The sequence below is a fragment of the Telluria sp. AZSoR62 genome (assembly GCF_058111565.1).
Map to the genome: position 1 here is coordinate 607,709 of NZ_JBYTST010000001.1, position 25,528 is coordinate 633,236.

21 protein-coding genes and 1 tRNA gene are annotated in these 25,528 nt (G+C 66.6%); 11 read left to right on the forward strand and 11 right to left on the reverse strand.

Going from position 1 to position 25,528, the window contains the following annotated elements:
* Window positions 1–259: 259 nt before the first annotated feature.
* From hutI to ada, 9 genes are all read right to left on the reverse strand, one after another.
* Window positions 260–1,483, reverse strand: a complete 1,224-nt coding sequence (gene hutI / locus AC3XQU_RS02680; RefSeq protein ID WP_489872576.1) for an imidazolonepropionase — start codon at window positions 1,481–1,483, stop codon at window positions 260–262.
* On the reverse strand, window positions 1,476–2,078 hold the full coding sequence (locus tag AC3XQU_RS02685; protein WP_489872577.1) for a HutD/Ves family protein: 603 nt from the start codon (window positions 2,076–2,078) through the stop codon (window positions 1,476–1,478). Before AC3XQU_RS02685 ends, hutI begins: the two co-directional genes overlap by 8 nt.
* Window positions 2,075–3,442: a formimidoylglutamate deiminase gene (locus AC3XQU_RS02690; RefSeq protein WP_489872578.1), complete on the reverse strand. Its 1,368-nt coding sequence runs from the start codon at window positions 3,440–3,442 to the stop codon at window positions 2,075–2,077. Before AC3XQU_RS02690 ends, AC3XQU_RS02685 begins: the two co-directional genes overlap by 4 nt.
* On the reverse strand, window positions 3,439–4,227 hold the full coding sequence (hutG, locus tag AC3XQU_RS02695; RefSeq protein WP_489872579.1) for an N-formylglutamate deformylase: 789 nt from the start codon (window positions 4,225–4,227) through the stop codon (window positions 3,439–3,441). Before hutG ends, AC3XQU_RS02690 begins: the two co-directional genes overlap by 4 nt.
* 21 nt (window positions 4,228–4,248) lie before the next feature.
* The gene (hutH, locus tag AC3XQU_RS02700; RefSeq protein ID WP_489872580.1) at window positions 4,249–5,796 is read right to left on the reverse strand and encodes a histidine ammonia-lyase; all 1,548 of its coding nucleotides are present in this window, start codon (window positions 5,794–5,796) and stop codon (window positions 4,249–4,251) included.
* 12 nt (window positions 5,797–5,808) lie between these two features.
* Entirely contained in the window at window positions 5,809–7,512 is a 1,704-nt protein-coding gene (gene hutU / locus AC3XQU_RS02705; RefSeq protein ID WP_489872581.1) for a urocanate hydratase, read from the reverse strand.
* Window positions 7,513–7,676: 164 nt separating this feature from the next.
* Entirely contained in the window at window positions 7,677–9,344 is a 1,668-nt protein-coding gene (locus AC3XQU_RS02710; protein WP_489872582.1) for an amidohydrolase, read from the reverse strand.
* Between the two features lie 91 nt (window positions 9,345–9,435).
* Complete coding sequence (locus AC3XQU_RS02715; RefSeq protein WP_489872583.1) at window positions 9,436–10,125, reverse strand: 2OG-Fe(II) oxygenase; 690 nt, start codon at window positions 10,123–10,125, stop codon at window positions 9,436–9,438.
* On the reverse strand, window positions 10,122–11,177 hold the full coding sequence (gene ada / locus AC3XQU_RS02720; RefSeq protein WP_489872736.1) for a bifunctional DNA-binding transcriptional regulator/O6-methylguanine-DNA methyltransferase Ada: 1,056 nt from the start codon (window positions 11,175–11,177) through the stop codon (window positions 10,122–10,124). Before ada ends, AC3XQU_RS02715 begins: the two co-directional genes overlap by 4 nt.
* Before the next feature lie 110 nt (window positions 11,178–11,287).
* On the opposite strand from ada, the gene hutC reads away from it, so the two are divergent.
* From hutC to AC3XQU_RS02765, 9 genes are all read left to right on the forward strand, one after another.
* Window positions 11,288–12,043: a histidine utilization transcriptional repressor HutC gene (gene hutC / locus AC3XQU_RS02725; RefSeq protein ID WP_489872737.1), complete on the forward strand. Its 756-nt coding sequence runs from the start codon at window positions 11,288–11,290 to the stop codon at window positions 12,041–12,043.
* A gap of 119 nt (window positions 12,044–12,162) precedes the next feature.
* Complete coding sequence (locus tag AC3XQU_RS02730) at window positions 12,163–12,564, forward strand: response regulator (protein WP_489872584.1); 402 nt, start codon at window positions 12,163–12,165, stop codon at window positions 12,562–12,564.
* A gap of 242 nt (window positions 12,565–12,806) precedes the next feature.
* The gene (gene trxA / locus AC3XQU_RS02735) at window positions 12,807–13,133 is read left to right on the forward strand and encodes a thioredoxin TrxA (RefSeq protein ID WP_489872585.1); all 327 of its coding nucleotides are present in this window, start codon (window positions 12,807–12,809) and stop codon (window positions 13,131–13,133) included.
* Window positions 13,134–13,274: 141 nt separating this feature from the next.
* On the forward strand, window positions 13,275–14,537 hold the full coding sequence (gene rho / locus AC3XQU_RS02740) for a transcription termination factor Rho (RefSeq protein ID WP_489872586.1): 1,263 nt from the start codon (window positions 13,275–13,277) through the stop codon (window positions 14,535–14,537).
* Window positions 14,538–14,767: 230 nt separating this feature from the next.
* On the forward strand, window positions 14,768–15,037 hold the full coding sequence (locus tag AC3XQU_RS02745; RefSeq protein WP_489872587.1) for a type B 50S ribosomal protein L31: 270 nt from the start codon (window positions 14,768–14,770) through the stop codon (window positions 15,035–15,037).
* Between the two features lie 129 nt (window positions 15,038–15,166).
* Window positions 15,167–16,885, forward strand: a complete 1,719-nt coding sequence (locus AC3XQU_RS02750; protein WP_489872588.1) for an ArnT family glycosyltransferase — start codon at window positions 15,167–15,169, stop codon at window positions 16,883–16,885.
* Between the two features lie 239 nt (window positions 16,886–17,124).
* Window positions 17,125–17,592 carry a hypothetical protein gene (locus AC3XQU_RS02755; protein WP_489872589.1) on the forward strand — a complete coding sequence of 156 codons (468 nt, stop codon included), beginning with the start codon at window positions 17,125–17,127 and terminating at the stop codon, window positions 17,590–17,592.
* Window positions 17,593–17,689: 97 nt separating this feature from the next.
* Window positions 17,690–17,774, forward strand: a tRNA-Leu gene (locus AC3XQU_RS02760).
* Window positions 17,775–18,334: 560 nt separating this feature from the next.
* The gene (locus tag AC3XQU_RS02765; RefSeq protein ID WP_489872590.1) at window positions 18,335–18,592 is read left to right on the forward strand and encodes a hypothetical protein; all 258 of its coding nucleotides are present in this window, start codon (window positions 18,335–18,337) and stop codon (window positions 18,590–18,592) included.
* Window positions 18,593–18,995: 403 nt separating this feature from the next.
* On the opposite strand, the gene AC3XQU_RS02770 is transcribed toward AC3XQU_RS02765, so the two are convergent.
* A complete protein-coding gene (locus tag AC3XQU_RS02770) occupies window positions 18,996–19,730 on the reverse strand; it encodes a substrate-binding periplasmic protein (RefSeq protein ID WP_489872591.1) in 735 nt (244 codons plus the stop codon).
* 301 nt (window positions 19,731–20,031) lie between these two features.
* Between AC3XQU_RS02770 and AC3XQU_RS02775 the strand changes: the two genes are divergently transcribed.
* Together AC3XQU_RS02775 and AC3XQU_RS02780 are read left to right on the forward strand one after the other, a co-directional pair.
* A complete protein-coding gene (locus tag AC3XQU_RS02775; RefSeq protein WP_489872592.1) occupies window positions 20,032–23,298 on the forward strand; it encodes an MHYT domain-containing protein in 3,267 nt (1,088 codons plus the stop codon).
* A 22-nt stretch (window positions 23,299–23,320) separates the two neighbouring features.
* Window positions 23,321–24,313 (forward strand): HD domain-containing phosphohydrolase, encoded by a 993-nt coding sequence (locus AC3XQU_RS02780; protein WP_489872593.1) that lies wholly within the window; start codon window positions 23,321–23,323, stop codon window positions 24,311–24,313.
* 45 nt (window positions 24,314–24,358) lie between these two features.
* Here AC3XQU_RS02780 and AC3XQU_RS02785 read toward each other — a convergent pair whose 3' ends face one another.
* On the reverse strand, window positions 24,359–25,528 hold the full coding sequence (locus AC3XQU_RS02785; RefSeq protein WP_489872594.1) for a glycosyltransferase family 4 protein: 1,170 nt from the start codon (window positions 25,526–25,528) through the stop codon (window positions 24,359–24,361).

A 25,528-nucleotide genomic window follows, 5' to 3' on the forward strand; every position in this document is an offset into this window, starting at 1 on the left:
TGAGGCGCCGTGGGCGAACCCATTTGCATCAATGGGGAGGGGAGATGGTGAAGCACAGGTGTGAACTATAAGTGCGCTTCCTTAATCCGGGATTAATCCTTACCGCCAGTTACTGTTGTTACGACCGTTTAGGTAATAATTCCCGAGCTGGAATTTGGCGATTTGACGCCAATCAAGAAAAGCGGGGTCAGCCGCAAATGCGTTGCGCATGCCTGACGAATACGGGGAGCATGCGCCTGCGCGGCGCATCAAACCGCCGTCAAGCGGCTGTGATATGTGCTGGACGCAGCACGCCGCCATTCACCACCGCGCGGCAGGGATTGAACCCCATCGCATAGGCCAGGTCGGCCGGACGCGCGATCTCCCACAGGGCCAGGTCGGCCGCCTTTCCCACTTCCAGCGTGCCGATCTCGCCCTGCAGGCCAAGCGCACGCGCGGCGTGGCTGGTGGCGCCCAGCAGCGCCTCCTGCGGCGTCAGGCGCCACAGCGTGCAGGCGATGTTCATCGCCAGCAGCAGGGAAGTCATGGGCGAGGTGCCGGGATTGCAGTCGGTGGCGACCGCCATCGGCACGCCGGCCTCGCGCAGCGCCCCGATCGGCGGCGGCGTGGTGTCGCGCAAAAAATAATAGGCGCCGGGCAGCAGCACCGCCACCGTGCTGGCGTGCGCCATGGCGTCGATGCCGGCCTGGGTCAGGTGTTCGAGGTGGTCGGCCGACAGGCCGTCGAAACGCGCCACCAGCTCGGCGCCGCCCTGGCTGGAAAGCTGCTCGGCATGCAGCTTGACCGGCAGCCCGAGGGTGCGGGCCGCGTCAAACACGCGCTCGGTCTGGGCCACGGTGAAGCCGATGCGCTCGCAGTAAGCGTCCACCGCGTCGACCAGTCCCTGCTGCGCCAGCTGCGGCAGCATCCGTTCGCACAATTCGTCGACATAGGCGTCCGGCCGGCCGGCGAATTCCGGCGGCAGCGCGTGGGCGCCCAGGAAGGTGGTGGCCACGCGCACCGGCAGGCGCTGGGCTACCTGGCGCGCGGCGCGCAGCATGGCTTCTTCGGACGCCAGGTCGAGGCCATAGCCGGACTTGATCTCGAGGGTGGTCACGCCTTCGCACAGGAGCTGGGCCACGCGCGGCAGGCTTTGCGCCAGCAACGCCTCGACACCGGCCTGGCGCGTCGCGCGCACGGTGGACATGATGCCGCCGCCCTGGCGCGCGATGTCTTCGTAGCTGGCGCCGTTCAGGCGCGCTTCCCATTCGCTGCTGCGGTTGCCGGCATGGACGATGTGGGTGTGGCAGTCGATCAGGCCCGGCGTCATCCACCTGCCCTGGCAATCGTGCTGCGCCTTGGCGGCGGGCGCGTCGCCGCGCGCACCCAGCCAGGCAATGCGGCCGTCCTTGACGGCAAGCGCGGCGTCGCGCAGCTCGCCGTAGCCTTGCACCATGGTGGCCAGGTGCACGTTGGTCAACAGCAGGTCGGCCGCCTCACTCATAGGACTCTTCGTCCTCTTCGCTGTGGTAGTAGATGTCGACGATGTAGATCATCGCCTGCCCGGCTTCCAGCTTCCAGATGGAGCCCGCTTCGAGCACCACCGCATCGAAGCGCACCAGGCCGATGCGCTCCTTTTCGTTGCGCAGCTCGAGCGCTTCGCCTTCGGCCAGGAACAGCACCGTGATGTCGGCGCGCGCCACGAAGGTGGAGATGCCGGTGAGCCGGCGCCGCCCGAAGGTGTGGTAGCAGCGGTCGCTGCGCGTCATCGCGTTGAAGTCGGTGCTGCCGCCGCGGCTGAGCTTTGCGGTGACCTCCGAGCTGCCGTCGAACGCAATCACCGGATCGCCATCGGTAAGCAGGACCGGGTCGCCGTCGATGTCGAGCGTCATGCCATGGCCCTCCACCAGCGCCAGCGTGCGGTCCACGCCGGGGAACTGCGAGAAGGCGCCGTCCTTTTCGATGGTGGCCAGGCTGACGCGCCAGTCGAAATCCTCGAAGCCGGCGTCCGGCGGGCCGATGGCGATTTCGGTCGTGCTGCCGCCGCCGTTTTTCCACGGTACCGGCGACAGGCTTGCGAATGGGATCAGTACGGTCATTGGCTTACCTCGCGTAATTCGTTGACGGCTTGTCGGTAGCGCTGCGCGATCGCGTCCTGCGCCATGTGGCGGCCTGCCTGCACCACCCAGCGCCCGCCGCACAGCACGTCGCGCACCAGGTTGTCGTTACCGCAGAACAGGAAGCGGCCGAGAACGTCCTCGTCCGCCACGCCATCCAGGTTCGGATGCGTCCCGTCCAGCACCAGCAGGTCGGCGCGGCGGCCTTCTTCCAGCGCGCCGACCTTGCGGCCGGCCGCCTGGGCGCCGCCGCGTAACGCAGCTTGCCACAAGTACTGGCCGACGTCGCGCTGTTGCGGTGTGAAGGCGATATTGCGGCGCTGTTGCACCAGACGCTGGCCGTATTCCAGCCAGCGCAGTTCCTCGACCGGGCTGTGCGACACGTGGCTGTCGCTGCCGATGCCGAAGCGCCCGCCGGCCTCGATGAAGGCCTGCAGCGGGAACAGGCCGTCGCCCAGGTTGGCCTCGGTGGTCGGGCACAGGCCGGCCACGGCGCCGCTGCGGGCCAGCGCGCGCACTTCCCCGTCATCCAGGTGGGTGGCGTGCACCAGGCACCAGCGCTCGTCGATGGCGGCCTGCTCCATCAGGTACTGGACCGGCCGGCGCCCGGTCGCAGCAAGGCTTTGCTCTACCTCGGCCTGCTGCTCGGCGATATGGATGTGCAGCGGGCGTCCCGCCGGCAGGCCGGCTGCCAGCTCGCGCACCTGCCCGATGGTGGCCGCGCGCAGCGAATGCGGCGCCGCGCCCACTTCCAGCTGCGGCCCGCGCAGCGCGCCCAGCGCATCGACGATGCCGAGGATGTCGTCCACGCCCGTGCGGAAGCGCTGCTGCCCGGCGCCCAGGGGCTGCTCGCCGAAACCGGCGTGGCTGTACAGCACCGGCAGCAAGGTCAGGCCCATGCCGGTGGCATGGCCGGCCGCCGCGACGCGTTCGGCCGTCTCCGCGGGCCGCGCGTAGGGCGCGCCGCCCGGGCCGCGCTGCAGGTAGTGGAATTCGCACAGCGAGGTATAGCCATGGCGCAGGCATTCCGCGAACAGCTGGGCGGCGATGGCCTCGATCTGTTCCGGCGTGATGCGCGCGGCGAAGCGGTACATCAGGTCGCGCCAGGTCCAGAAGCTGTCCGGTCCCTCCCCTGCGCGCTCGGTGAGGCCGCCCAGCGCGCGCTGGAATGCATGCGAATGCAGGTTGACCATCCCCGGCACCACATAGTCGGCGCGCGCCACGCCCAGCGGCGGCGCGGACTGCGGCGCCACGCGGGTCAGGTCGCCGTGCACGTCCCATTCGACCAGCACGTCGCGCTGCCAGCCGCCGGGCAAGAGCGCATGGCGGGCAAACACGGCCCTCATCGGGCGACCCATTCGGCGGCCGAGCCGATCATGGCGCGCAGCAGCGGCTGCACCTGGGCCGCAACATCCGGGCGGTATTCAAAAGGCGGCGCTTCGTTCATGTACAGGCACTGGCACATCTCGAGCTGGATCGCGTGCACGCCGTCTTGCGGCTGGCCGTAGTGGCGGGTGATGTGGCCGCCCTTGAAGCGGCCGTTGACGGCGATGCTGAAGCGGTCCTGGGCGCGCGCGACGCCCACCACGGCCTGTTCCAGGCCGGGTGCGCAGGACGTGCCGCCGGCGGTGCCGAAGTTCAGGTCCGGCAGGCGGCCTTCGAAAAAGCGCGGCACGGTGGAAGCGATCGAATGCGCATCCCACAGCACCACGCGGCCGAATTCGGCTTTCAGGCGCTCGAGTTCCGCGCGCAGCTGGGCGTGGTAAGGCATCCAGTATTGCTGCAGGCGGCGCTGCACCTCGGCTTCGTCCGGCACCTTGCCCGGCAGGTAAAGGGGCTCGCTGCCGAAGGTGTCGACCGGGCACAGGCCGGTGGTGTCCATGCCCGGGTAGAGGTTGGTGTTCTCGGGCGGGCGGTTCAGGTCGATCAGGTAGCGCGACCAGCGCGCCGAGATGGTCGACACCCCCATCTCTTCCAGGAAGCCGTACAGCTCGGGCAGGTGCCAGTCGGTGTCCGCGCGCGCGGACGCGCAAGGCGCCATGGTGCTTGCTACCTCGTCCGGGATGTCGATGCCCGCATGGGGCATCGACACGAGCACCGGAAGCCTGCCTGCCTTGAACCGAAAGTCCATTGCCTCTCCTGGATCAGATTGTTAAGGGTGCAGCGCCACGAACAGTTCCTTGCATGACGCCGACAGCTCGCCGTCCACCACCATCTTGCGCGCGGCCTCGATGTCCGGCGCGAAGAAGCGGTCGGCATCGTACGGGGCCACCCGTTCGCGCAGCTGGGCGTGCACGTGCTCGAGGTGGTTCGAGGTGGTCAGGGGGCGGTGGAATTCGATGCCCTGGGCGGCCGCCAGCAGCTCGATCCCCACGATCACCGACGTATTGTGCGCCATCTGGTCCAGACGGCGCGCCGCGAAGGTGGCCATGCTGACATGGTCTTCCTGGTTGGCCGAGGTCGGCAGGCTGTCGACGCTGGCCGGATGGGCCAGCGACTTGTTTTCCGAGGCCAGCGCGGCGGCGGTGACGTGGGCGATCATGAAGCCCGAGTTCAGGCCCGGCTCGCGCACCAGGAAGGCGGGCAGGCCCGACAGGTTGGCGTCGATCAGCAGCGCGATGCGGCGCTCGGACAAGGCTCCGATCTCGGCGATGGCCAGCGCCAGCGTGTCGGCGGCGAAGGCCACCGGCTCGGCGTGGAAGTTACCGCCGGAGATGATCGCTCCGTCGTCCGGGAACAGCAGCGGGTTGTCGGTCACGGCATTGGCTTCGATCAGCAGGGTGCGGCCGGCGTTGGCGATCAGGTCCATCGCCGCGCCCATCACTTGCGGCTGGCAGCGCAGGCTGTACGGGTCCTGCACGCGCTCGTCGCCCACCAAGTGCGAGGCGCGGATGGCGCTGCCCGCCACCAGCTCGCGGTAGATGCCGGCGGCCGTGATCTGGCCCGGCTGGCCGCGCACCGCGTGGATGCGCGCGTCGAACGGGGCGTCGCTGCCGCGCGCCGCGTCGAGCGAGAGCGAACCGGCGACCATGCCCGCTTCCAGCACGCGCTCGGCCATGAACAGGCCGTGCAGCGCCAGCGCGGTCGAGACCTGGGTGCCGTTGATGAGGGCCAGGCCTTCCTTGGCGACCAGGTTGACCGGCTCGATGCCGGCCGCCTTCAATGCGTCCGCCGCATCGACGACTTCGCCCTTGTAGCGCACCGGGCCCACGCCCAGCATGGCCAGGGTCATGTGGGCCAGCGGCGCCAGGTCGCCCGAGGCGCCGACCGAACCCTGGCAGGGAATGGCCGGCATGATGCCGGCGTTGTACAGGGCGATCAGGGTCTCGATGATGACCGGGCGCACGCCCGAATAGCCGCGCGCCAGGCTGCCGATCTTGGTCAGCACGATCAGGCGCACGATGTGGTCGTCGATGAGCGGACCGGTGCCGACCGCGTGCGACAGGATCAGGTTGCGCTGCAAGGTCGCCAGCTGGTCGTTCGGGATGTGGGCCTTGGCCAGGATGCCGAAACCGGTGTTGATGCCGTAGGCCGGGTCGCCCTTGGCGACGATGGCGTCGACCAGCGCGAGCGAGGCGTGCACCGCCGGCCAGGCGCTCGGCGCCAGGGTCAGCGGCGCGTGGCCGGCCCAGACCGCGCGCAGGTCGGACAGTGTCAGCTGGCCGGGTTGCAGGGTGATGCCATGGTTCGATTGGTTCATATCGTAACTGCCTTACTTGATCATCGGGAGGTTCAGGCCATTGCGCTTGGCCGTGTCGATCGCACTGTCGTAGCCGGCGTCCGCATGGCGCATCACGCCCGACCCGCTGTCGTTCACCAGGACCCGCGCCAGGCGCTCGGCCGCGGCATCGGTGCCGTCGGCCACGATCACCACGCCCGAGTGCTGCGAATAGCCCATGCCCACGCCGCCGCCATGGTGCAGCGAGACCCAGGTGGCGCCGCCGGCCGTGTTGAGCAAGGCGTTGAGCAGCGGCCAGTCGGACACCGCGTCGGTGCCGTCGCGCATGGCTTCGGTCTCGCGGTTGGGGCTGGCGACCGAGCCGGTGTCCAGGTGGTCGCGGCCGATCACGATCGGCGCCTTCAATTCGCCCGTGCGCACCATCTCGTTGAAGGCCAGGCCGGCGATGTGGCGCTCGCCCAGTCCCAGCCAGCAGATACGCGCCGGCAGGCCCTGGAAGGCGATGCGCTCGCGCGCCATGTCCAGCCAGCGGTGCACCTGCGCGTGATGCGGGAACAGCTCCTTGATCTTGGCGTCGGTTTTATAGATGTCTTCCGGGTCGCCCGACAGCGCCACCCAGCGGAAGGGCCCGCGCCCTTCGCAGAACTGGGGACGAATATAGGCCGGCACGAAGCCCGGGAAGTCGAAGGCGTTCTCGACGCCCTCGTCCTTGGCCACCTGGCGGATGTTGTTGCCGTAGTCGACCGCGTAGCAGCCCATCGCCTTGAAGTCGAGGATGGCGCGCACGTGCACTGCGCAGGAGGCGGCGGCGGCGGCTTTCAGGCGCGCGTGCTGGCCTGGATCCTGCTGGGCCGCCTTCCATTGCTCGACCGTCCAGCTGCTGGGCAGGTAGCCGTTGATCAGGTCGTGGGCCGAGGTCTGGTCGGTGACGAGATCGGGCTTGATGCCGCCCGCCTGCGCGCGGCGCACCAGTTCCGGCAGCACGTCGGCGGCATTGCCGAGCAGGCCGATGGAGACGGCTTCGCGTTTCGCGACCGCGTCCTGGACCATGGCCAGGGCTTCGTCGATGTCCCTGGCCTGCTTGTCGAGGTAGCGGGTGCGCAGGCGGAAGTCGATGCTGGTCTGCTGGCATTCGATGTTGAGCGAGACCGCGCCGGCAAAGCTCGCGGCCAGCGGCTGGGCGCCGCCCATGCCGCCCAGGCCGGCGGTGAGGATCCAGCGGCCGGCCATGTCGCCGCCGAAGTGCTGGCGGCCGGCTTCGGCGAAGGTTTCGTAGGTGCCCTGCACGATGCCCTGGGTGCCGATGTAGATCCAGCTGCCGGCCGTCATCTGGCCGTACATGAACAGGCCCTTGCGGTCCAGTTCATTGAAGTGCTCCCAGTTGGCCCATTTCGGCACCAGGTTCGAGTTCGCCAGCAACACGCGCGGCGCGTCCGGATGGGTGCGGAACACGCCGACCGGCTTGCCGGACTGGATGAGGAGGGTTTCGTTGTCTTCGAGCGTGCGCAGCGAGGCCAGGATCTGGTCGTAGCATTCCCAGTTGCGCGCGGCGCGGCCGATGCCGCCGTAGACCACCAGCGCCTGCGGGTTTTCCGCGACCTCGGCGTCGAGGTTGTTCTGGATCATGCGGTAGGCGGCTTCGGTGAGCCAGCTCTTGCAGGTCAGTTCGGTGCCGCGCGGAGCGCGGATGGAGCGCGTCGGGTCGAAGCGCGGGTCGTGTGGCATCTGGTCGTTCATGGCGGCTCCTGGAAAGGAAAAGTGCAGCAATGAAGTCTAGGTTGTCTATACAACCAAGTCAACCGGTTTTGGTGGGCGTGTTGACGATGCCCGTAGGGTGGGCGTAAAACAGTCCACCGGACTGTTTTACCCTGCCCACCCTACGGGTGACGTCAATTTATGCTTTACTTCTTGAACACCTGCTTGCCCGCCACCCAGGTCTCCAGCACGCCGGTCTTGTGGATGTCGTAGGTCGGCATCCTGAACAGATCGCGGTCGATCACGATGAAGTCGGCATGCTTGCCCGGCTCCAGCGAACCCAGGCTGTTCTCCTGGTGGCCGGCATAGGCCGCATCCAGCGTGAAGCAGCGGAAGGCTTCCTTCAGCGACATCGCCTGGTTCGGGTACCAGCCCGCGACCGGCTGGCCGCTTGCATCCATGCGGGTGACGGCGGCGTGGATGCCGAAGAAGGGATTGGGCGACTCCACCGGGAAGTCGGAACCGCAGGCGATGCGCGAGCCCTGGTGCAGGAAGCTGCGCCAGGCGTAGGCGCCCTTGATGCGCTCCGGGCCCACGCGGGTCTCGGCCATGTTCTTGTCGGAGGTTGCGTGGGTCGGCTGCATCGACGGGATGATGCCCAGCGACAGGAAGCGCGGGATGTCGGCAGGCGCCACCACCTGCGCATGCTCGATGCGGTGGCGCTGGGCGCCGCTCCTGGTGGCCGCGACTTCCTTCTTGTAGATATCGAGGATCTGCTTGTTGCCGGCGTCGCCGATCGCGTGCACATTGACCTGGTAGCCACGGCGCATGGCCTTGGTCATCATGGCGTCCATCTGCGCGGTCTTGAAGAACAGCAGGCCATGCGAATGCTCGTCGCTGTAGGGCTTGAGCAGGGCGGCGCCGCGGCTGCCCAGGGCGCCGTCCGAGTACAGCTTCACGGAACGCAGCGCGTACATGCCGTCGGCATAGTCGCGTAGCGGGCCATTTTTTGCCAACTGGTCAAAATCCTTGTCGGTGCCGCCGATCATGCCGTAGACGCGGGCGGTGAGCTTCTTCTTGTCGGCGTAGTCGCGGTACAGGCGGTCTTCCGCCACGCCGACCCCGGCATCGTGCACGGCCGTCAGGCCGACGCGCGCCAGCTCCTGCAGCGAGCGGTCCAGCATGACCCGGCCTTCGGCTTCGGTCTGGGCCGGCATGACCTTGGTCACCAGTTCCTGCGCCGCGTCGACCAGCACGCCGGTGGCCTCGCCGTTCGCATCGCGTTGAATCTTGCCGCCGGCCGGATCGGGCGTCGATTTGGTGATGCCGGCCAGCGCCAGCGTGCGGCTGTTGGCCCAGCCGGCGTGGCCGTCGACGCGCTCGAGCCATACCGGGCGATCAGACACGACAGGATCGAGGTCGGCGGCGGTCGGGAAGCGGCCCAGCTTCCAGTTTTCCTGGTTCCAGCCGCGGCCGCGGATCCAGGCCAGGCCCGAGTTCGAACGCGCATAGGTGGCGATGGCGCGGGTGGCGTCCGCCAGCGAGGTAGTGGCGGAGAGGTCGAGCTGGGTCAGTTGCTGGCCCAGGCCGAACACGTGGCCGTGGGCGTCGATCAGGCCCGGCAGCACGGTACGGCCACCCATGTCGACCTGGCGCGCGCCCCTGGTTTTCGCCGCCACCTCGGCGGCCGTGCCGACGGCCGTGATGCGGCCCTTGTCGTCGTAGGCCAGCGCGCTGAACTGCACCAGCTCGCCCTTGCTGTTGAGGGTGTAGCCGTTGGCATTGGTGATGACCGTGTCGGCATGGGCCGAGGACAGGACGCCGAGGCCGGCAAGGACAATCAGGGAAGACAGGGGGATCCGGCGCGCGTGCATAAGCTGTTCTTTTCTCCGTGTTGGATGGGTTCGACGCCTTGTGGGCGTGGCACGGAGCAGTGTATAGGAATGCAGGCAGCGGGAAAAGCGCTCAAAGGGCGTCGTGGAAGATGATCCCGAGCGTGTGGCGGGTGCCGCTGCGCAGGCGGCTCACGCCATGGCGCATCGCCACCCGGTAGACCCCGCGCGTGCCCTGCACCGGGCGGTGGTTGACCGCGAACACGACCGCGTCGCCCTGCCCGAGCGGCACCACTTCGGCGCGCGACTGCATGCGCGGGCGCTGCTCGGTCAGGACGAATTCGCCGCCTTCGAAATCCAGGCCGGGCTTCGACAACAGCACCGCCACTTGCAGCGGGAACACCAGCTCGCCGTAGAGATCCTGGTGCAGGCAGTTGTAGTCGCCCTCGCGGTAGCGCAGCAGCAGCGGGGTCGGTTTCACCTGGCCCGCCGCATGGCAGCGCGCCAGGAAGTCGGCGTGTTCTTGACGGAAGCGCGACTCGACGCCCAGGGCCGCATGCCAGCGGTTGGCGATGCCGGCCAGCGGCGGGTACAGCGCCGTGCGCAGCGCAGCCAGGGCCGGTGGCAGCGGATAGGCGAAATACTGGTACTCGCCACGCCCGAAGCCATGCTGCTGCATCAGCACCCGGCTGCGAAACAGCGCGGGCCGGTCGTACAACGCGGCCGCCGCCATGCAGTCCGCATGCGGCAGCAGGCCCGGAATGACCGCGCAGCCGAAGGCGTCGAGCTCCGTGCCGACGCGCTCCCAGTCAACCTCGATCATTGCCCTGCCTCGCGTTCGAGCAGCGTGCGCTTGCGTTCGACGCCCCAGCGGTAGCCGGACAGTGCGCCATCCGTGCGCACCACGCGGTGGCAGGGAATCGCGACCGCCACCGGGTTCGCCGCGCAGGCGCCGGCCACCGCACGTGCGCCGGCCGGCAGGCCGATGCGTTCGGCCAGTTCGGCATAGCTCACCGTGGAACCGGCCGGAACCGCGCGCAGGGCTTCCCACACGCGGCGCTGGAAGGCGGTGCCGCGCACGTCCAGCGGCAGGTCCAGGCCCAGGCCGGGGGCTTCGACGAAACCGACCACCTGCGCCACCGTGCGCTCGAAGTCCAGCTCCGCGCCGATCAGTGCGGCCCGAGGAAAGCGCTCCTGCAGATCGCGCAGCAGCGGTTCGGGCTCGTCGCCGATCAGGATCGCGCAGATGCCGCGGCTGGTCGCGGCCACCAGGATCGCGCCCAGCGAGCAGGCGCCGATGGCAAAGCGGATCGTCTCGCCCTGCCCGCCCGCGCGGTAGCTGGTCGGGGTCATGCCGAGCGCGCCGGCGCTGGCTTCGTAAAAGCGTCCGCTCGAATTGAAGCCGGCATCGTAGAGCGCATCGGTGACGCTCGGCGCGGCCGCCAGGCCCTGCTGCAGGCGCGCGGTACGGCGTGCGCTGGCGTAAGCCTTCGGCGTGATCCCGGTATGCGCCTTGAATACGCGATGAAAGTGGAAGCGGCTCATGCCCACCGCCTGCGCCAGGCTGTCGAGGTCGGGCGCCGTGTCGGCTTCGTCGATCATGCGGCAGGCGCGCGCCACGGCGACGGCCTGGCGTTCGGCCAGGGGCGGCAGCGCCGGGTAGCAGCGCTGGCAGGCGCGAAAGCCGGCGCTTTCCGCCGCGGCGCAGCTGGCGTGGAAGGCGACGTTGGCGCGCAGCGCGCCACGCGAGGGACAGGACGGACGGCAGTAGACGCCGGTCGTGCGCACGGAATAATAAAAGCGGCCGTCGGCGTCGGGGTCGCGCCGCTGCACGGCGGCCCAGCGTGCGTCATCGGTGTCGTAAGGGCTGGTCATGGCGTTCATGGTGGAGTCCCGGTGAGGTGCGATGGGAACAGGCTAAGCGTCTTCCCCGCCCCCGGCACTCCGGGTCTTGCTTTCGAATTGCAATGCTAGAATCGATGCTCATGGCATACCTGGCGTCATCGCCTTCCCCGGAGAGTAGTTTGGAAGACCCCATCGCGCAAGACAGCACCCCCATTTTCCAGCGGATCAAGGATTACCTGGTCGGCGAGATCGCGTCCGCGCGCTGGAAGGAAGGCGAACTGGTGCCCTCGGAGCAGGCGCTGGTGCGCCAGTTCGGGGTCTCGCGCATGACGGTCAACCGCGCCGTGCGCGAGCTCACCGCCGAAGGCGTGCTCACGCGCCGCCAGGGTTCGGGCACCTATGTGGCGCCGCAAAAATACCAGGCCACGCTGGTCGAGATCCGCAACATCGCCGACGAGATCCGTGCGCGCGGGCGCGCCCACCGCAGCCAGCTAGGCCTGCTGCGCGAGGAAACCGCCGGCGACGAGCTGGCCGCCGAATTCGAGCTGGCCCCTGGCGCGCGGCTGTTTCACTCGATCATCGTCCACTTCGAGAACGATGTGCCGATCCAGGTCGAAGACCGCTGGGTCAACCCGGCCTGCGCGCCCAGCTACCTGGAACAGGACTTCAGCACCATCACGCCGAACGAGCACCTGATGGTGGCAGCGCCCCTGCAGGGCGCCACCTATGGCATCGAAGCGCAGCCCGCCCCGGGCGGGATCGCCGCCATGCTGGCCATCGAACCCGGCCTGCCCTGCCTGGTGCTGCACCGCCGCACCACCTCGGGCGGGCGCGTCGCCTCGGTGGCCACGATGTGGCATCCGGGCCACCTGGCGCGTTTCACCGGCAGCGTCTAGGCGCCTGCCTCGCGACTAGCGAGCAACACTCGCGCACACTAGTTGTTCAATAATTCCACGGGAGTGGAAAACTTCGCCATAATGGCCCCGGTCCAGGCGCAGCCCTCTTATTCGATCCCATGAACCCTTCGACTTCGTCCACTTTGCACGCCGCGCCCCAGCGCGTGCTGCTGCTGGACGACGACCGCTTCATGCTGGCGGTGCTGCGCGACATGCTGGAGGGCTTCGGCCCCTTCGACGTGCACGCCGAGTTCGATGCCCAGTCGGCGCTGGCCGAGCTGCCTCGTCATGCACCCGACCTCGTGATCTGCGACCTGGCCATGCCCGAGATGGATGGCATCGAATTCCTGCAGGCCGCGGCCAGCCGGGGATTCAATGGGCGGGTGATCCTGGTGTCGGCGCTGGACGACGGCCTGCGCGACGCCGCCAGCGAGCTGGCGCGCGCCCTCGGGCTGCAGGTGGCGGGCGCCTTCCGCAAGCCGGTCGCGGCCGAGCAATTGCGCCTTGCGATGCAATGTTAAGATTTTGTACAAACCTGCCCACACTTTTTAAAAAAATGGGGTATTATTCGGCACATCCCCGCCTGACACCCCCTTGCCGTCCTTCCATATTGAATTGTGCACACAGTGCCTCCACCATTGTGTAGCGGTTAGTCATTCAGTGGCAATGCGCGTTAAGCGATGCACGGAAGCCGGCCGGGACGACGCAGGATCGGCATTGGCCGCCAGGCGTTAAATTGATCCTTACCTCTTTTGAGGAACCTATGAGCGAAAACATTAAACACATCAGCGATGCAAACTTCGATACCGAAGTGCTCAAATCCGAGCTTCCGGTTTTGGTAGACTTCTGGGCCGAGTGGTGCGGTCCGTGCAAGATGATTGCACCTATCCTGGAAGAAGTCGCCAAGGAGTACGAAGGCAAGCTGATCATCGCTAAAGTGGATGTCGACGCGAACCAGGCCGTACCGGCCAAGTTCGGCATCCGCGGCATCCCGACCCTGATCCTGTTCAAGAACGGTGTCGCGGCTGCGCAAAAAGTTGGCGCGATGGCCAAGGGTCAATTGATCCAGTTTATCGATAGCAACATCTGATACCATAGAGGCGGCAGCGCGCCCGCGTTGCCGTCATTGTCGGGAAGCTTCGGCTCCGGTGCTTCCCAACGAGCAGTTTAACGAACCCACGTCGTTCCCTCCCCTACCTTTACTTTCCCGTCACGGGACACCCACACAAACATGCATTTATCTGAACTGAAGGCAATGCACGTCTCCGCGCTGCTGGAGATGGCTATCGGCCTCGACATCGACAACGCAGCACGCCTGCGCAAACAGGAACTGATGTTCGCGATCCTGAAGAAGCGCGCCAAAGGCGGCGAACAGATCTTCGGCGACGGCGCCCTCGAGGTGCTGCCCGACGGCTTCGGCTTCCTGCGCTCGCCCGATGCGAGCTACATGGCCTCGACCGACGACATCTACATCTCGCCGTCGCAGATCCGCCGGTTCAACTTGCATACGGGTGACTCGATCGAAGGGGAAGTGCGTACGCCGAAAGACGGCGAGCGCTACTTCGCACTGGTCAAGGTCGACAAGGTCAACGGCGAGTCGCCGGAAGCCTCGAAGCACCGCATCCTGTTCGAAAACCTGACGCCGCTGCACCCGAACGAGCCGCTGCGCCTCGAGCGCGACATGAACGGCGCCGAGAACATCACCGGCCGCATCGTCGACCTGATCTCGCCGATCGGCAAGGGCCAGCGCGGCCTGCTGGTGGCATCGCCGAAGTCGGGCAAGTCGGTCATGCTGCAGCACATCGCCCACGCGATCACCTCGAACCACCCCGACGTCACCCTGATCGTGCTCCTGATCGACGAGCGTCCGGAAGAAGTGACCGAGATGCAGCGTTCGGTGCGCGGCGAAGTCGTCGCCTCTACTTTCGATGAGCCGGCCACCCGCCACGTGCAGGTCGCCGAGATGGTGCTGGAAAAAGCCAAGCGCCTGGTCGAGATGAAGAAGGACGTGGTCATCCTGCTCGACTCGATCACCCGCCTGGCGCGCGCCTACAACACCGTGATCCCTGCCTCGGGCAAGGTCCTGACCGGTGGTGTCGACGCCAATGCGCTGCAGCGTCCGAAGCGTTTCTTCGGCGCGGCACGTAACGTCGAAGAAGGCGGCTCGCTGACCATCGTCGCCACCGCCCTGATCGAAACCGGTTCGCGCATGGACGACGTGATCTACGAAGAATTCAAGGGCACCGGCAACATGGAAGTGCACCTCGAGCGCCGCCTGGCCGAGAAGCGCGTCTACCCGGCGATCAACCTGAACAAATCGGGTACCCGCCGCGAAGAACTGCTGATCAAGCCGGACCAGCTGCAGAAGATCTGGATCCTGCGTAAGCTGCTGTACTCGATGGACGAGATCGAAGCGATGGAGTTCATCCTCGACAAGATGCGCGCGACCAAGAACAATGTCGAATTCTTTGACATGATGCGCCGCGGCGGCTGACCGGCCGACGCAGCGACGCGCGCAAGGCGGCCTTCGGGCCGCCTTGTCGTTTGTGGTTACCTGGAGCGACCGGCGCGGCCTGCTGGACGGCTTTGTTGCCTTGGCGGCGCAACCGTTTTATAATCGTGGGTTCAGCAGTCATCAACCCTGGCAAGTGATCGGCAATCGGGTCAAGAAGCAAGGCGACCGACGAAGTGCTGTTTGGCTACCAACTCTTAGAAAGCACCACCATGAAGACCGATATCCACCCAAATTACCGTGAAGTTGTGTTCCACGACCTGTCGTGCGACTTCAAGTTCATCACCCGTTCGACCATCAACACCCGCGAAACGATCCAGCACGAAGGTAAAGAATACCCGCTGATCAAGATCGAAGTCTCGGCTGAATCGCACCCGTTCTTCACCGGCAAGCACAAGATCGTCGACACCGCTGGCCGCGTCGAGAAGTTCCGCCAGAAGTTCGGTGCAGTCGGTTCGAAGACCGCCGTCGCCAACGGCTAATTCGCCGCAGCACGACACGCACACCCGGGCCGCAGCGCCCGGCGTTGCCAGAAGAGAAGCCGGTTCACCGGCTTCTTTTTTTTCGCGGCTATACTACGCGACTATTCTCATCTTGCAACAGACTACCCGATGAAACCCGTCCGCCTCCCCGCCGCCGCCACCCTGGCGCTGCCCCGCTGGGCCCTGCTCGCGCTGGGCATGCTGTACATCCTGCCGGGCCTGATCGGCCGCGACCCGTGGAAGGAAGACGCCGGCCCCTTCGGCATCATGTGGACCATGGCGCATGGCGGCCTGCAGGACTGGCTGTACCCGAACATCGCCGGCCTGGCGGCAAGCCAGGAAGGCCCGCTGGCCTTCTGGCTCGGCGCCCTGTGCATCAAGCTGTTCGGCTGGATCCTGGGCGACGTGCTGGCCGCACGCGTGTCGACCATCGGCATCTTCGTCACCGGCGCCATGTCGCTCTGGTACACCGCCTTCCACCTGGGGCGCCGCGCCGAGGCCCAGCCGCTGCGCCTGGCCTTCGGCGGCCAGCCCGAGCCGGACGACTACGGCCGCACCCTGGGCGACACCGCCGTCCTGATCTACCTCGGCTGCCTCGGGCTGCTGGTGCAGAGCCACCTGACGCTCTCGGCCACGCTGCAGGGCGCCCTGCTTGCCTATTTCCTGTACCGCGCGGTGCGCTATGTCGAGAGCGCCACCACCCGCAATGCGGTGCTGGTCGGCCTGTCGCTGGGGCTGCTGACGCTCACGCGCGGCATCATGCCGCCGGTGGTGCTGCTGCTGGCCCTGTTCGCCTGCACCGGCTACCTCAAGCTGCAGACCGCGGCCAGCCTGCGCCACCTGGGCCTGGCCGCAGGTGTCGGATTTCTTATCACCCTGGTGTGGATCGTCCCGGCCGCCCTGGTCCAGCCCTTCGGCCTGTCGCCGGTCGGCGACTGGCTGGCCTGGAACGCGGCCCAGATTGCGCTGCCGGGCGCGGCCTCGCTCAAGGGTTTCCTGCGCATCGGCGTGTGGTTCTTCTGGCCGGCCTGGCCCTTCGCCCTGTGGGCAGTGTGGGCCTGGCGCCGCCAGCAGCGCCTGCTGCACATCGTGATGCCGGTGATGTTCTTCCTGGCCCTGATGCTGCTGATGCTGTGCGACCCGGAACCGGAAAACGGCGACTTCCTCAAGATGCTCGCCCCGCTGGCGCTGATGGCCGCGTTCGGCCTGCCGACCATGAAGCGCGGCACCATCAATGCAATCGACTGGTTCTCGGTGATGGTGCTGACCATCCTGGGCGCGCTGATCTGGCTATTCTGGATCGCCAAGCTCACCGGCTGGCCGGCCCAGCTGGCCAAGAACGCGCTCAAGCTGGTGCCCGGGTTCAAGCCGGAAGTGGGCGTCGTCGCTTTCCTGGTGGCTGCCGCCGCCAGCATCGGCTGGATCATGCTGGTCCACTGGCGCCTGTCGCGCCAGCCTTCGGTGCTGTGGCGCGCGGTGGTGCTCTCGTCGAGCGGACTGATCCTGGTATGGGTGCTCTTGATGACCCTGTTCCTGCCGGACCTGAACTACAGCAAGAGCTACGCCGGCGTGGCCCAGCAGATCGCGGCGCGCCTGCCGGCCGACGCCGGCTGCATCGACACCAATGTCGGCCCGGCCCAGCGCGCCTCCTTCGCCTACTTCGGCCGCCTGCCTTTCGTCGGCCTGGCCGGTGGCGAATGCAATTACGTGCTGCTCCAGGACAGCATCAAGAATCGCGACGACAACATCCTCGCGCGCCGCTACGGCGTGCGCGGCGCCACCATGCTGTGGGAGGGCCGGCGCGCTTCCGACCGCGACGAACGCTTCCGCCTGTTCCGCCGCCGCTGAGTTTTACTGCTCCTCCAAAGCCGCCCGCCTCACCGCCGGCGGCTTTTTTCTTCTCTGGCACGATTCATGCATAGTTTATCCATCAGTGCGCGCACCCCAGCTTTGATGTGAGAACCTACGCCTTGATGGCAGTGCGTTTGAGCGGAGTCAACTTCTCCGTCAGGTTGGTGGTCAGAATAATACGGTCGCTCTGTTGTCGTGCGGCCCCACCGGTCAAGCAGCGCTGCGAGGAGATAGTCATGAAAAGTATTACGTTTTCCGAAATTGTCCGGATCAACGAGCGGCCCTTTTTCCTGGGCCGGCGTGGAACCTGGCGCCAGCTGCTGCCCTGGGTGCTGACCCTGGCGCTGGGCCTGCCCCTATTGATGCTGCTGCTGCACTTTATCGACCCGGCCACGCCGCTGCCCTTCATCGTCCTGCCGGCGCTCGCCGGCGGCCTCATGCCGGTCGCCATGATGGGCCCGGGCCGCTTCGAGATGAACACGCATTTCGACGCCCGCCACATGATCAGCAAGCTCGACGACGCGCTGACCTCGCTGGGCTACCGCCGCACCGCCTCCGAGACCGACCACCTCAGCTATTTCCGTCCGCGTCCCTGGCTGCGCGGCCGCGAAGGCGCGATCGAAGTCGCCGTCACCCCTACTGCCCTGCAGGTCGTCGGTCCGGTCGGCAGCCTGCGCCTGCTCCAGCAACGCATCGCCTGCTGAGGCGCCGGCAGCGGTCGCCAAAGGCATCTCCATCGGGGAGCGCGACGGTACTGGTCAGCGGGGCAAGGGGTGTGCTAAGATTCGCGCCTGCTGTTGGGCCTCTGTGGCGGAATTGGTAGACGCACTTGACTCAAAATCAAGCGCCGTAAGGCGTGCCGGTTCGATTCCGGCCGGAGGCACCAAGCATACCCAACGCAATACCCTGTCTTCCTGTTGTACAAGCAATCCGCGCATTCAGAAGTGCGATGTGCCGGAGCACTCCACATTCTCCCTTCCGCGTTAGCGATCCTTTCTGTTACACACACGCTTCACTCAAAGATGACGCATGAGTCACCTCGAAGAGAACGTAGAGCTTGACTTCGTATACAGGACGGCATAGCTAGCGTTAACCGATCTGCCCTTCCAGAAATGCGGTCCTGCAGCATCCTCGCTGTGGACTCTACCTTCGGCGGAATAAACCACAACACGCGAGGATTCAATCGACGGCAAACCGCTCGACCGAGCGTAAACCGCGCTGAATTCTGTCGAACATTTTTACAGTTACATTCAAGAATGAATGGCTGGCTGCCGGTCCGACATCAGCATCTGCTTGTTGACGTGCTGAGAGCATCCTAAAGAAAACCTGATAACACCCTCTCCCCTCAGTAATACCGCCAAACCAGCAAGACTCGTTGCCAAACATTAATATTTTCGATATTGTGTGTCCTGAATTGTTTGTTGAAAAAACGGGGGCGCGATGGGAATGCTGGCCGCATTGAAAGTATGGTTCGAACGCACTTATCCCGCGCACCAATGGGAATACGACGACTATGACAAGCGAACGTGCACCATCTGTGGCTGCGGTCAGGAGCTCGACCTAGGCGGCGGGCATTCCGGCTCCATGTGGGAGGAGATGATCAAGGGTGACCGCGCCGCGCACGTGACCACTGTTTCGCCTGTTGTCGCGCCTCTCCAACTGCCCGATACACCGACATTGTCGGGAAATGAAATCCTGAACTGATCAGATGCGGCGTTCCATGGCGGCTTGGCCACTGACTTAGTCACCATGGGTTGCGTCGTTGCCAACGCGGATTCGCTCAGCAGGAGCTTTCTGCAGTGCCTCACCTGAAAATCCCGCGACCTGCTATCCCCGATCCACTGTGACATCAGGCACCCGCTTGCTTGTCGACCGTAGGGTCCTTGCCCTCAGAATCCTAAGCTTCACACCGCCAAGGCAAAGCAAGGCAAGGCAAGGCAAGGCAGCGCCATTGCAGCAGGCGGTTCGCCGGTAACAGCTCAAATTCCGTTGGTAAATTTTATAGATCCTAACAGGCGCCGCTCTCGGTGCTGGGCAACTCCACAAGTAACGGTGACAGAGCCATCAAGTCCGGCCAGCATGCACCTTAGCGTCAGCGGCGTCTGGATCAGCGCCGGCGCGCCGGCATCCAGCGCTCGTAGCGCCGCTCGATGCGCTGGCCGGTGCCGTCCTGCGAGATCTGGTCGAAGGCCGTGTTCAGGCGCGCGACCACGTCGTTCGGCACGGCCCGGTTGCAGGCCAGGTACACCCCGATTTCATTGAACACGAGCAGCGGTACGAGTTTCTTGTCGTAGCCATAACGCGCCAGCACGGTGCTGCCGCTGCGCAGGCTGGCGGCCCACAGGTCGATGCGCCCCAGCATCAGCTTCTGCGGGTTGGACAAGTCGTTCGAGGTCGGGTCTGTCGTGAAGCCGCGCTCGCGCAAATAAGCGTCGCGGGCGTCGCCGTTATAGGTGCCGATGCGCAGGCCGCGTGCATCCTCGAGGTTGCGCAACTGCAGCTTGCGGTCGGCGCGCCCCACCAGCACCCATTGGGCGATATCGGTGGGGCCAACCCATTTGAAGAGCGGCTCGCGGTCGGGCGTGCGAGTGGTGGAATACACGCAGGCGTCCGGGCGCTGCAGGGCCGCATTGTAGGCGCGCTTCCAGGGCAGCATCTCGATCGTGTAGGCGACGCCGGCGCGGTCCATGGCTTCGCGCACCTTGTCGGTGGCGATGCCCACTACCCGGCCGCCATCGAGCATGCTCGACGGCGCCGACAATTCGGTCGTGATGTACAGGCGCGGCGGTTCGGACGCTGCCGGGGCAGGCGCGGCCGATGCGGCGCCGCTCACTACTGTCATGACAAACGCGACAAATCGATTACGCAACATGTTTGCTTACCCGGTACAACGCCGACTGCGTCGATAAATACAGCATATCAGCAAGATGTGATTTACCACAGGCATGTGACAAGGGTGGTGTCCGTGCGACACAATTCTGGCGAAACCTGCATGTTTCCTAAGCGGCACAAGACTTTGCCTTATGGAAATGCGATACTGATGAGAACAAGCCCGGGCGTACGCATACCCAAATTACTCAAAAAAGCCGACTATGCCGCAATTATTTTCAGTACCGGATGACCCGTCGCTGCTGACGTTTGGCGTGCATGAACCCAGTTTCGTGCTGTTGTCGGTGCTGATCGCGATTTTTTCGTCCTGGATGGGCTTGCAGATTGCAGGCCAGGCCGCAGCCAGCCGCACCCACCGCGCGATCGTCCTCGGCAGCGGCAGCCTGGCGCTGGGCGCCGGCGTCTGGGCCATGCACTTCATCGGCATGCTCGCCTTTAACCTGTGCACGCCGATCACCTACGATCCGCTCACCACCATCCTGTCGGCGCTGCCGAGCATCGGCGCCTCGGCCGTGGCCCTGTCGCTGATCTCGCGCAAGCGCCTGGGGCCCCTGGGCCTGCTCATCGGCGGCGTGGTGGTCGGCGCCGGCATCGGCGCCATGCATTATTCCGGCATGGCCGGCATGCGCATGAGCCTGCAATTGCGCTACGACCCGGCCATGTTCGCGCTGTCCATCGTGGTCGCGGTGGTGCTGGCCACGGTGGCGCTGGGCGTGCGCTTCGGCCTGTCGCGCTTCACCTCGCTGACCGAATCGCGCCGCCTGCTGCTCTCGGCCATCGTGATGGGCTGCGCCATCGCCGGCATGCACTACACCGGCATGGCGGCGGCGCGCTTCGTCGGCCAGGTGGCCCCGGGCGGCGTCGGCTCCTCGAACAGCTCCTTCCTGGCGCTGGCGATCTCGCTCACCACCGTGATCTTCACCGGCCTGGTGCTGGCCGCCAACGGCCTGCTGCGCTACCGCCAGATGTTCCTCGAACTGCAGCGCAGCGAAGCCTGGATGCGCGCCCTGCTCACCACCACCGTCGACGGCGTCATCACGATCGGGCGCGACGGCATCGTCACCGAATTCAACGCCTCGGCCGAGCGCATCTTCGGCTGGCGGCGCGACGAGATCGTCGGCCGCAGCGTGAGCCTCCTGATCGCCGACGAAGACAACTCGGCGCGCGACAGCCTGCTTGGTTTCCTGCGCAACGGCCATTCGGCCTCGCTGTCGAAAGGCAGCGAAGTACTGGGCCGGCGCAAGGACGGCAGCCTGGTGCCGGTGCGCCGCGCGATCGGCCATGCGCGCATGGGCCAGCAGGACCTGTACGTCTGCTTCATCACCGACATCAGCGAACGCCGCGCCATCATGCAGGCGCTGCACGAGAGCGAAGCCCAGTTCCGCTCCCTGATCAAGAACATCCCCGGCATTTCCTTCCGCAGCGCGATCGACGGCGACTGGCCGATGGTCTTCATCAGCGATGCGGTCGAACGCGTGACCGGCTATCCGGCCGCCGACTTCCTGGGCACGCCGCCGCGCCGCACCTTCGGCACCATGATCCATGCGACCGACCGGGTGCAGGTGGCGGCCGAGATCGAAGTCGCGCTGCGCGAAGAACGCCCCTACCTGGTCGAATACCGCCTGCTGCACGCCGACGGCGGCGTGCGCTGGCTGTGGGAAAACGGCAGCGGCGTGCGCCACGACGACGGCGAGCTGTGCTGGCTCGACGGCGTCATCCTCGACATCACCGAGCGCCGCCAGATGGAAGAAGCGCTGCGCGAAGCCAAGGAAAAGGCCGAGCAGGCCGCCGCCGCGCGCGCTTCGTTCGTGGCCAACATGAGCCACGAGATCCGCACCCCGATGAACTCGATCCTGGGCTTCACCGACGTGCTGCTCGACGGCGAGCTGGACAAGGACCAGCGCCGCCACCTCGACACCATCCGCAGCGCCGGCCGCGCCCTGCTGCGCCTGCTGAATGAAATCCTCGACACCGCCAAGCTGGACAAGGGCGCGGTGGAGCTCGAGCAGAACGACTACAACCTGCTGTCGCTGATCGACGAGCTGTCCTCGACGCTGGCCGCCAACGCGCGCGCCAAGGGCCTGCACCTGGACATCCAGTACGACCCGGCGCTGCCGACCGGCCTGCGCGGCGACGAACTGCGCGTGCGCCAGGTGCTGACCAACCTGAACGACAACGCCATCAAGTTCACCCCGTCCGGCACCGTCACGCTGCGCGTGACCGCGGACGGCGACCAGCTGTGCATCGCCGTCATCGACACCGGCATCGGCATCGCCCCGGACCGCCTGCAGGCGATCTTCGATCCCTTCACCCAGGCCGACGCCTCGATGACGCGCCGCTTCGGCGGCACGGGCCTGGGCACTACGATCTGCAAGCAGCTCGTGGAGCTCATGGGCGGCCGCATCTGGGCCGAGAGCGAGCCGGGCAAGGGCACCACCTTCCACGTGCGCCTGCCGCTGGTGCTGGCGCGCTTTGCCCAGCAGGCCCCGCGCGTGCGCAGCGCCGCCGTGCTGCCGCCGCTGCGCGTGCTGGCCGCCGACGACGTGCCGCAGAACCTGGAGCTGCTGCAGCTGCTGCTGTCGCGCCGCGGCCATACGCTCACTGCCGTGGCGGACGGCGCCGCCGTGGCGGAACAGGCCACCCGTGGCGAATTCGACGTGATCCTGATGGACTTCCAGATGCCGGTGCTCGACGGCCTGGGCGCCACCCGCGCGATCCGCGCCCACGAGGCCGCGACCGGGCGCGCACGCGTGCCGGTGATCGCGATGACCGCCAGCGTGCTGGCCGAGCATCGCAAGGCCAGCGTCGAAGTCGGCATGGACGGTTTCGCCAGCAAGCCGGTCGACTGGTTCACCCTGTCGCACGAGATCGCCCGCGTGCTGGGCCTGGCCCCGGCAGGCGCCGACAAGGACACTGACGGCATCCCGGGCCCGGCGCGCGAGGTGCTCAACCGCCGCGTCGGCCTGCGCCGCTGGGCCGACAAGGAAGACGTCTACCTCGAGGCGCTCGAGCATTTCGGCCGCCAGTACGCCGACCTCGCCACCACGCTGAAACTGCACGCCGCCGCCGGCGCCCACCAGGACCTGCGCATGCTGGCGCACAAGGTGCGCGGCGTGGCCGCCAACGTCGGGCTGGAGCAGCTGTCCGACGCGCTCTCCAGGCTCGAACACGCGACCAACACGGTGCCGACCGACGAGCGCGCGGCAGCCGGCGCACTGGAAACCTCGACCGCCGCCCTGGCAGAGGCGCTGGCCGCGATCCGCGCCGGCAGCGCCCAGCCGGCGCCGGCGCAAGCTGCCGACGGCGTCGACCTGCCGCGCGCCCAGCGCGCCGGCAAGCTGCTGCTGCAGGCCCTGCGCCGCGGAGCACTGGACGATGCCGCGCTGGCCGGGCTGGCGGCGGCGCTGGCCGGCCATCCGGCCGCGCCGCGCGTCGCCCAGGTGCAAGGCGCGATCGGCGATTTCGAATTCGACCTCGCCCTGGAACAGTTGGAGGCCGTGATGGCCACGCTGGGCGAATAAGACCCTTTCAGGACGTACGCGCATGACCCAACCGAACAACCGGCCGCTGATCCTCGCGGTCGACGACGAGGCCAGCAACCTGCAGTTGCTGCGCCAGATCCTGCAAGACCACTACCGCCTGCTGTTCGCCAAGGACGGCGCACGCGCGCTCGAGCTGGTGCGCCAGGAAAATCCCGACCTGATCCTGCTCGACGTGATGATGCCCGGGATGTCCGGCTATGAAGTCTGCGCCGCGCTCAAGGCCAATCCGGCGACGGCGTCGATCCCGGTGATGTTTGTCACCGCGCTGACCGATACCGCCGACGAGCTGGAAGGCTTCAACGCGGGCGCGGTCGACTACATCACCAAACCGGTCAGCCCGCCGATCGTGCGCGCGCGCGTACGCACCCACTTGTCGCTGGTTCGCATGGAAGAGCTGCGCGCCACGCGCCTGGAGATCGTCCAGCGCCTGGGCCTGGCGGCAGAGTACAAGGACAACGAGACCGGCATGCACGTGATCCGCATGAGCCACTTCTCGCGCATCATCGGCATCGCCGCCGGCCTGTCCGAGGCGGAAGCCGACGACCTGCTGCACGCGGCCCCCATGCACGACGTCGGCAAGATCGGCATCCCCGACCGCATCCTGCAAAAGCCCGGGCCGCTCGATCCGGACGAATGGAAGATCATGCAGAGCCACGTGACGATCGGCGCCGAGATCATCGGCGAGCACGAAGGCGGCATGCTGGCGCTGGCCGGCCAGATCGCCCTCACCCACCACGAGAAATACGACGGCAGCGGCTACCCGCGCGGCCTGCGCGGCGAGGAGATCCCGCTGGCCGGGCGCATCGTGGCGATCGCCGACGTGTTCGACGCGCTGACCTCGAAGCGGCCATACAAAAAGGCGTGGAGCGAAGAAGAAGCGCTGAATTTCCTGCGCGAGCAGCGCGGGCGCCATTTCGATCCGGCGCTGGTGGACCTGTTCATCGGACAGATCGATGCGGTGCGCACCGTCCAGCAGCGCTGGGCCGAGGCGTAACCGTTTCTCGGTTGGATGCCGGCGCGGACCCGCGCCGGCCACCGCTTATCGCGTCGGCGGCAACCCCGCCAGCCCGACGCCGCTTCCGGCACTAGCCGGCGCCTTGCGCGCCACCAGCTCCTGGTACAGGGCCGTATAACTGGCCGCCATCCGCTCCGACGTGAACAGTTCGTGGTAGCGCGCCTCGGCCTGCACGCCCATGCGGCGCGTGAGCTCGGGGTTTTCCCACAGCGTATGCAGGGCGCCGCGCAGGGCCTGCGGGTCGGACGGCGGCACGGCCAGGCCGGTCTCGCCGCCGATGTTGATATAGGTGGTGCCGGTGCCGATCTCGCAGGAGATCATGGCCTTGCCGTACATCGCGCCCTCCAGCAGCGAAATGCCGAAGGCTTCCGAGCGCAGGTGCGAGGGGAAGGCCAGCGCATAGCACAGCGTGAGCAGGGCCGCCTTGTCGGCTTCGTCGAGCGCGCCGGTGAACACCACGTTGCTCAGGCCCAGGCGCTGCGCCTGTTCCTTCAGCGCCTGCTCTTCCGGGCCGGTGCCGACGATGACGATCGGGTAGTCGAGCCCCTTGGCCGCCTCGAGCAGGATGTGCAGGCCCTTGTAGTAGCGCAGCACGCCCACGAACAGGAAGAACTTGGGGCCAACGCGCGCGCGCCAGTGCGCCAGGCGGCAGGGATCGACGCTCGGGTAGGTGGTCTTGTCCAGGCCGTAGGTGATGACGCGCGTCTTGTCGCGGTAGCGCGCCAGCACGGTCGAGGAAGCCAGGTAGTTGGGCGAGGCAGCGACGATGCTGTCGACGCTGCGCAGGAAGCGGTGCTTGAGCGGCTGGTACAGCCGCAGCAGGTGCTTCTGGCGCACGATGTCGGAGTGGTAGCTGACCACGGTCGGCTTCTTCACGCGCGAGATGAAATGCGCCATGTCCATGAAGGGCCAGGGGAAGTGGTAGTGCACGACGTCGGCCTCGTTGGCCATGCGCGCCAGCGCGCCCAGCGCCTGCACCGAGCAGGCGTTGGAAGCGATCTCGAAATTGAGCGGCACGCGCTGCACGGTGTGGCCGTCGAACTGGATCGGCGCCAGGTCTTTCTGGCGCGACAGCGACAGCACGGTGTTGGTCACGCCCAGGCGCGTCGTGCCGACGCACAGCTGGCGGATCACCTGTTCGATGCCGCCCACCGAGTCCGGATAGTACGTCTTGTAGAAATGAAGGACACGCAT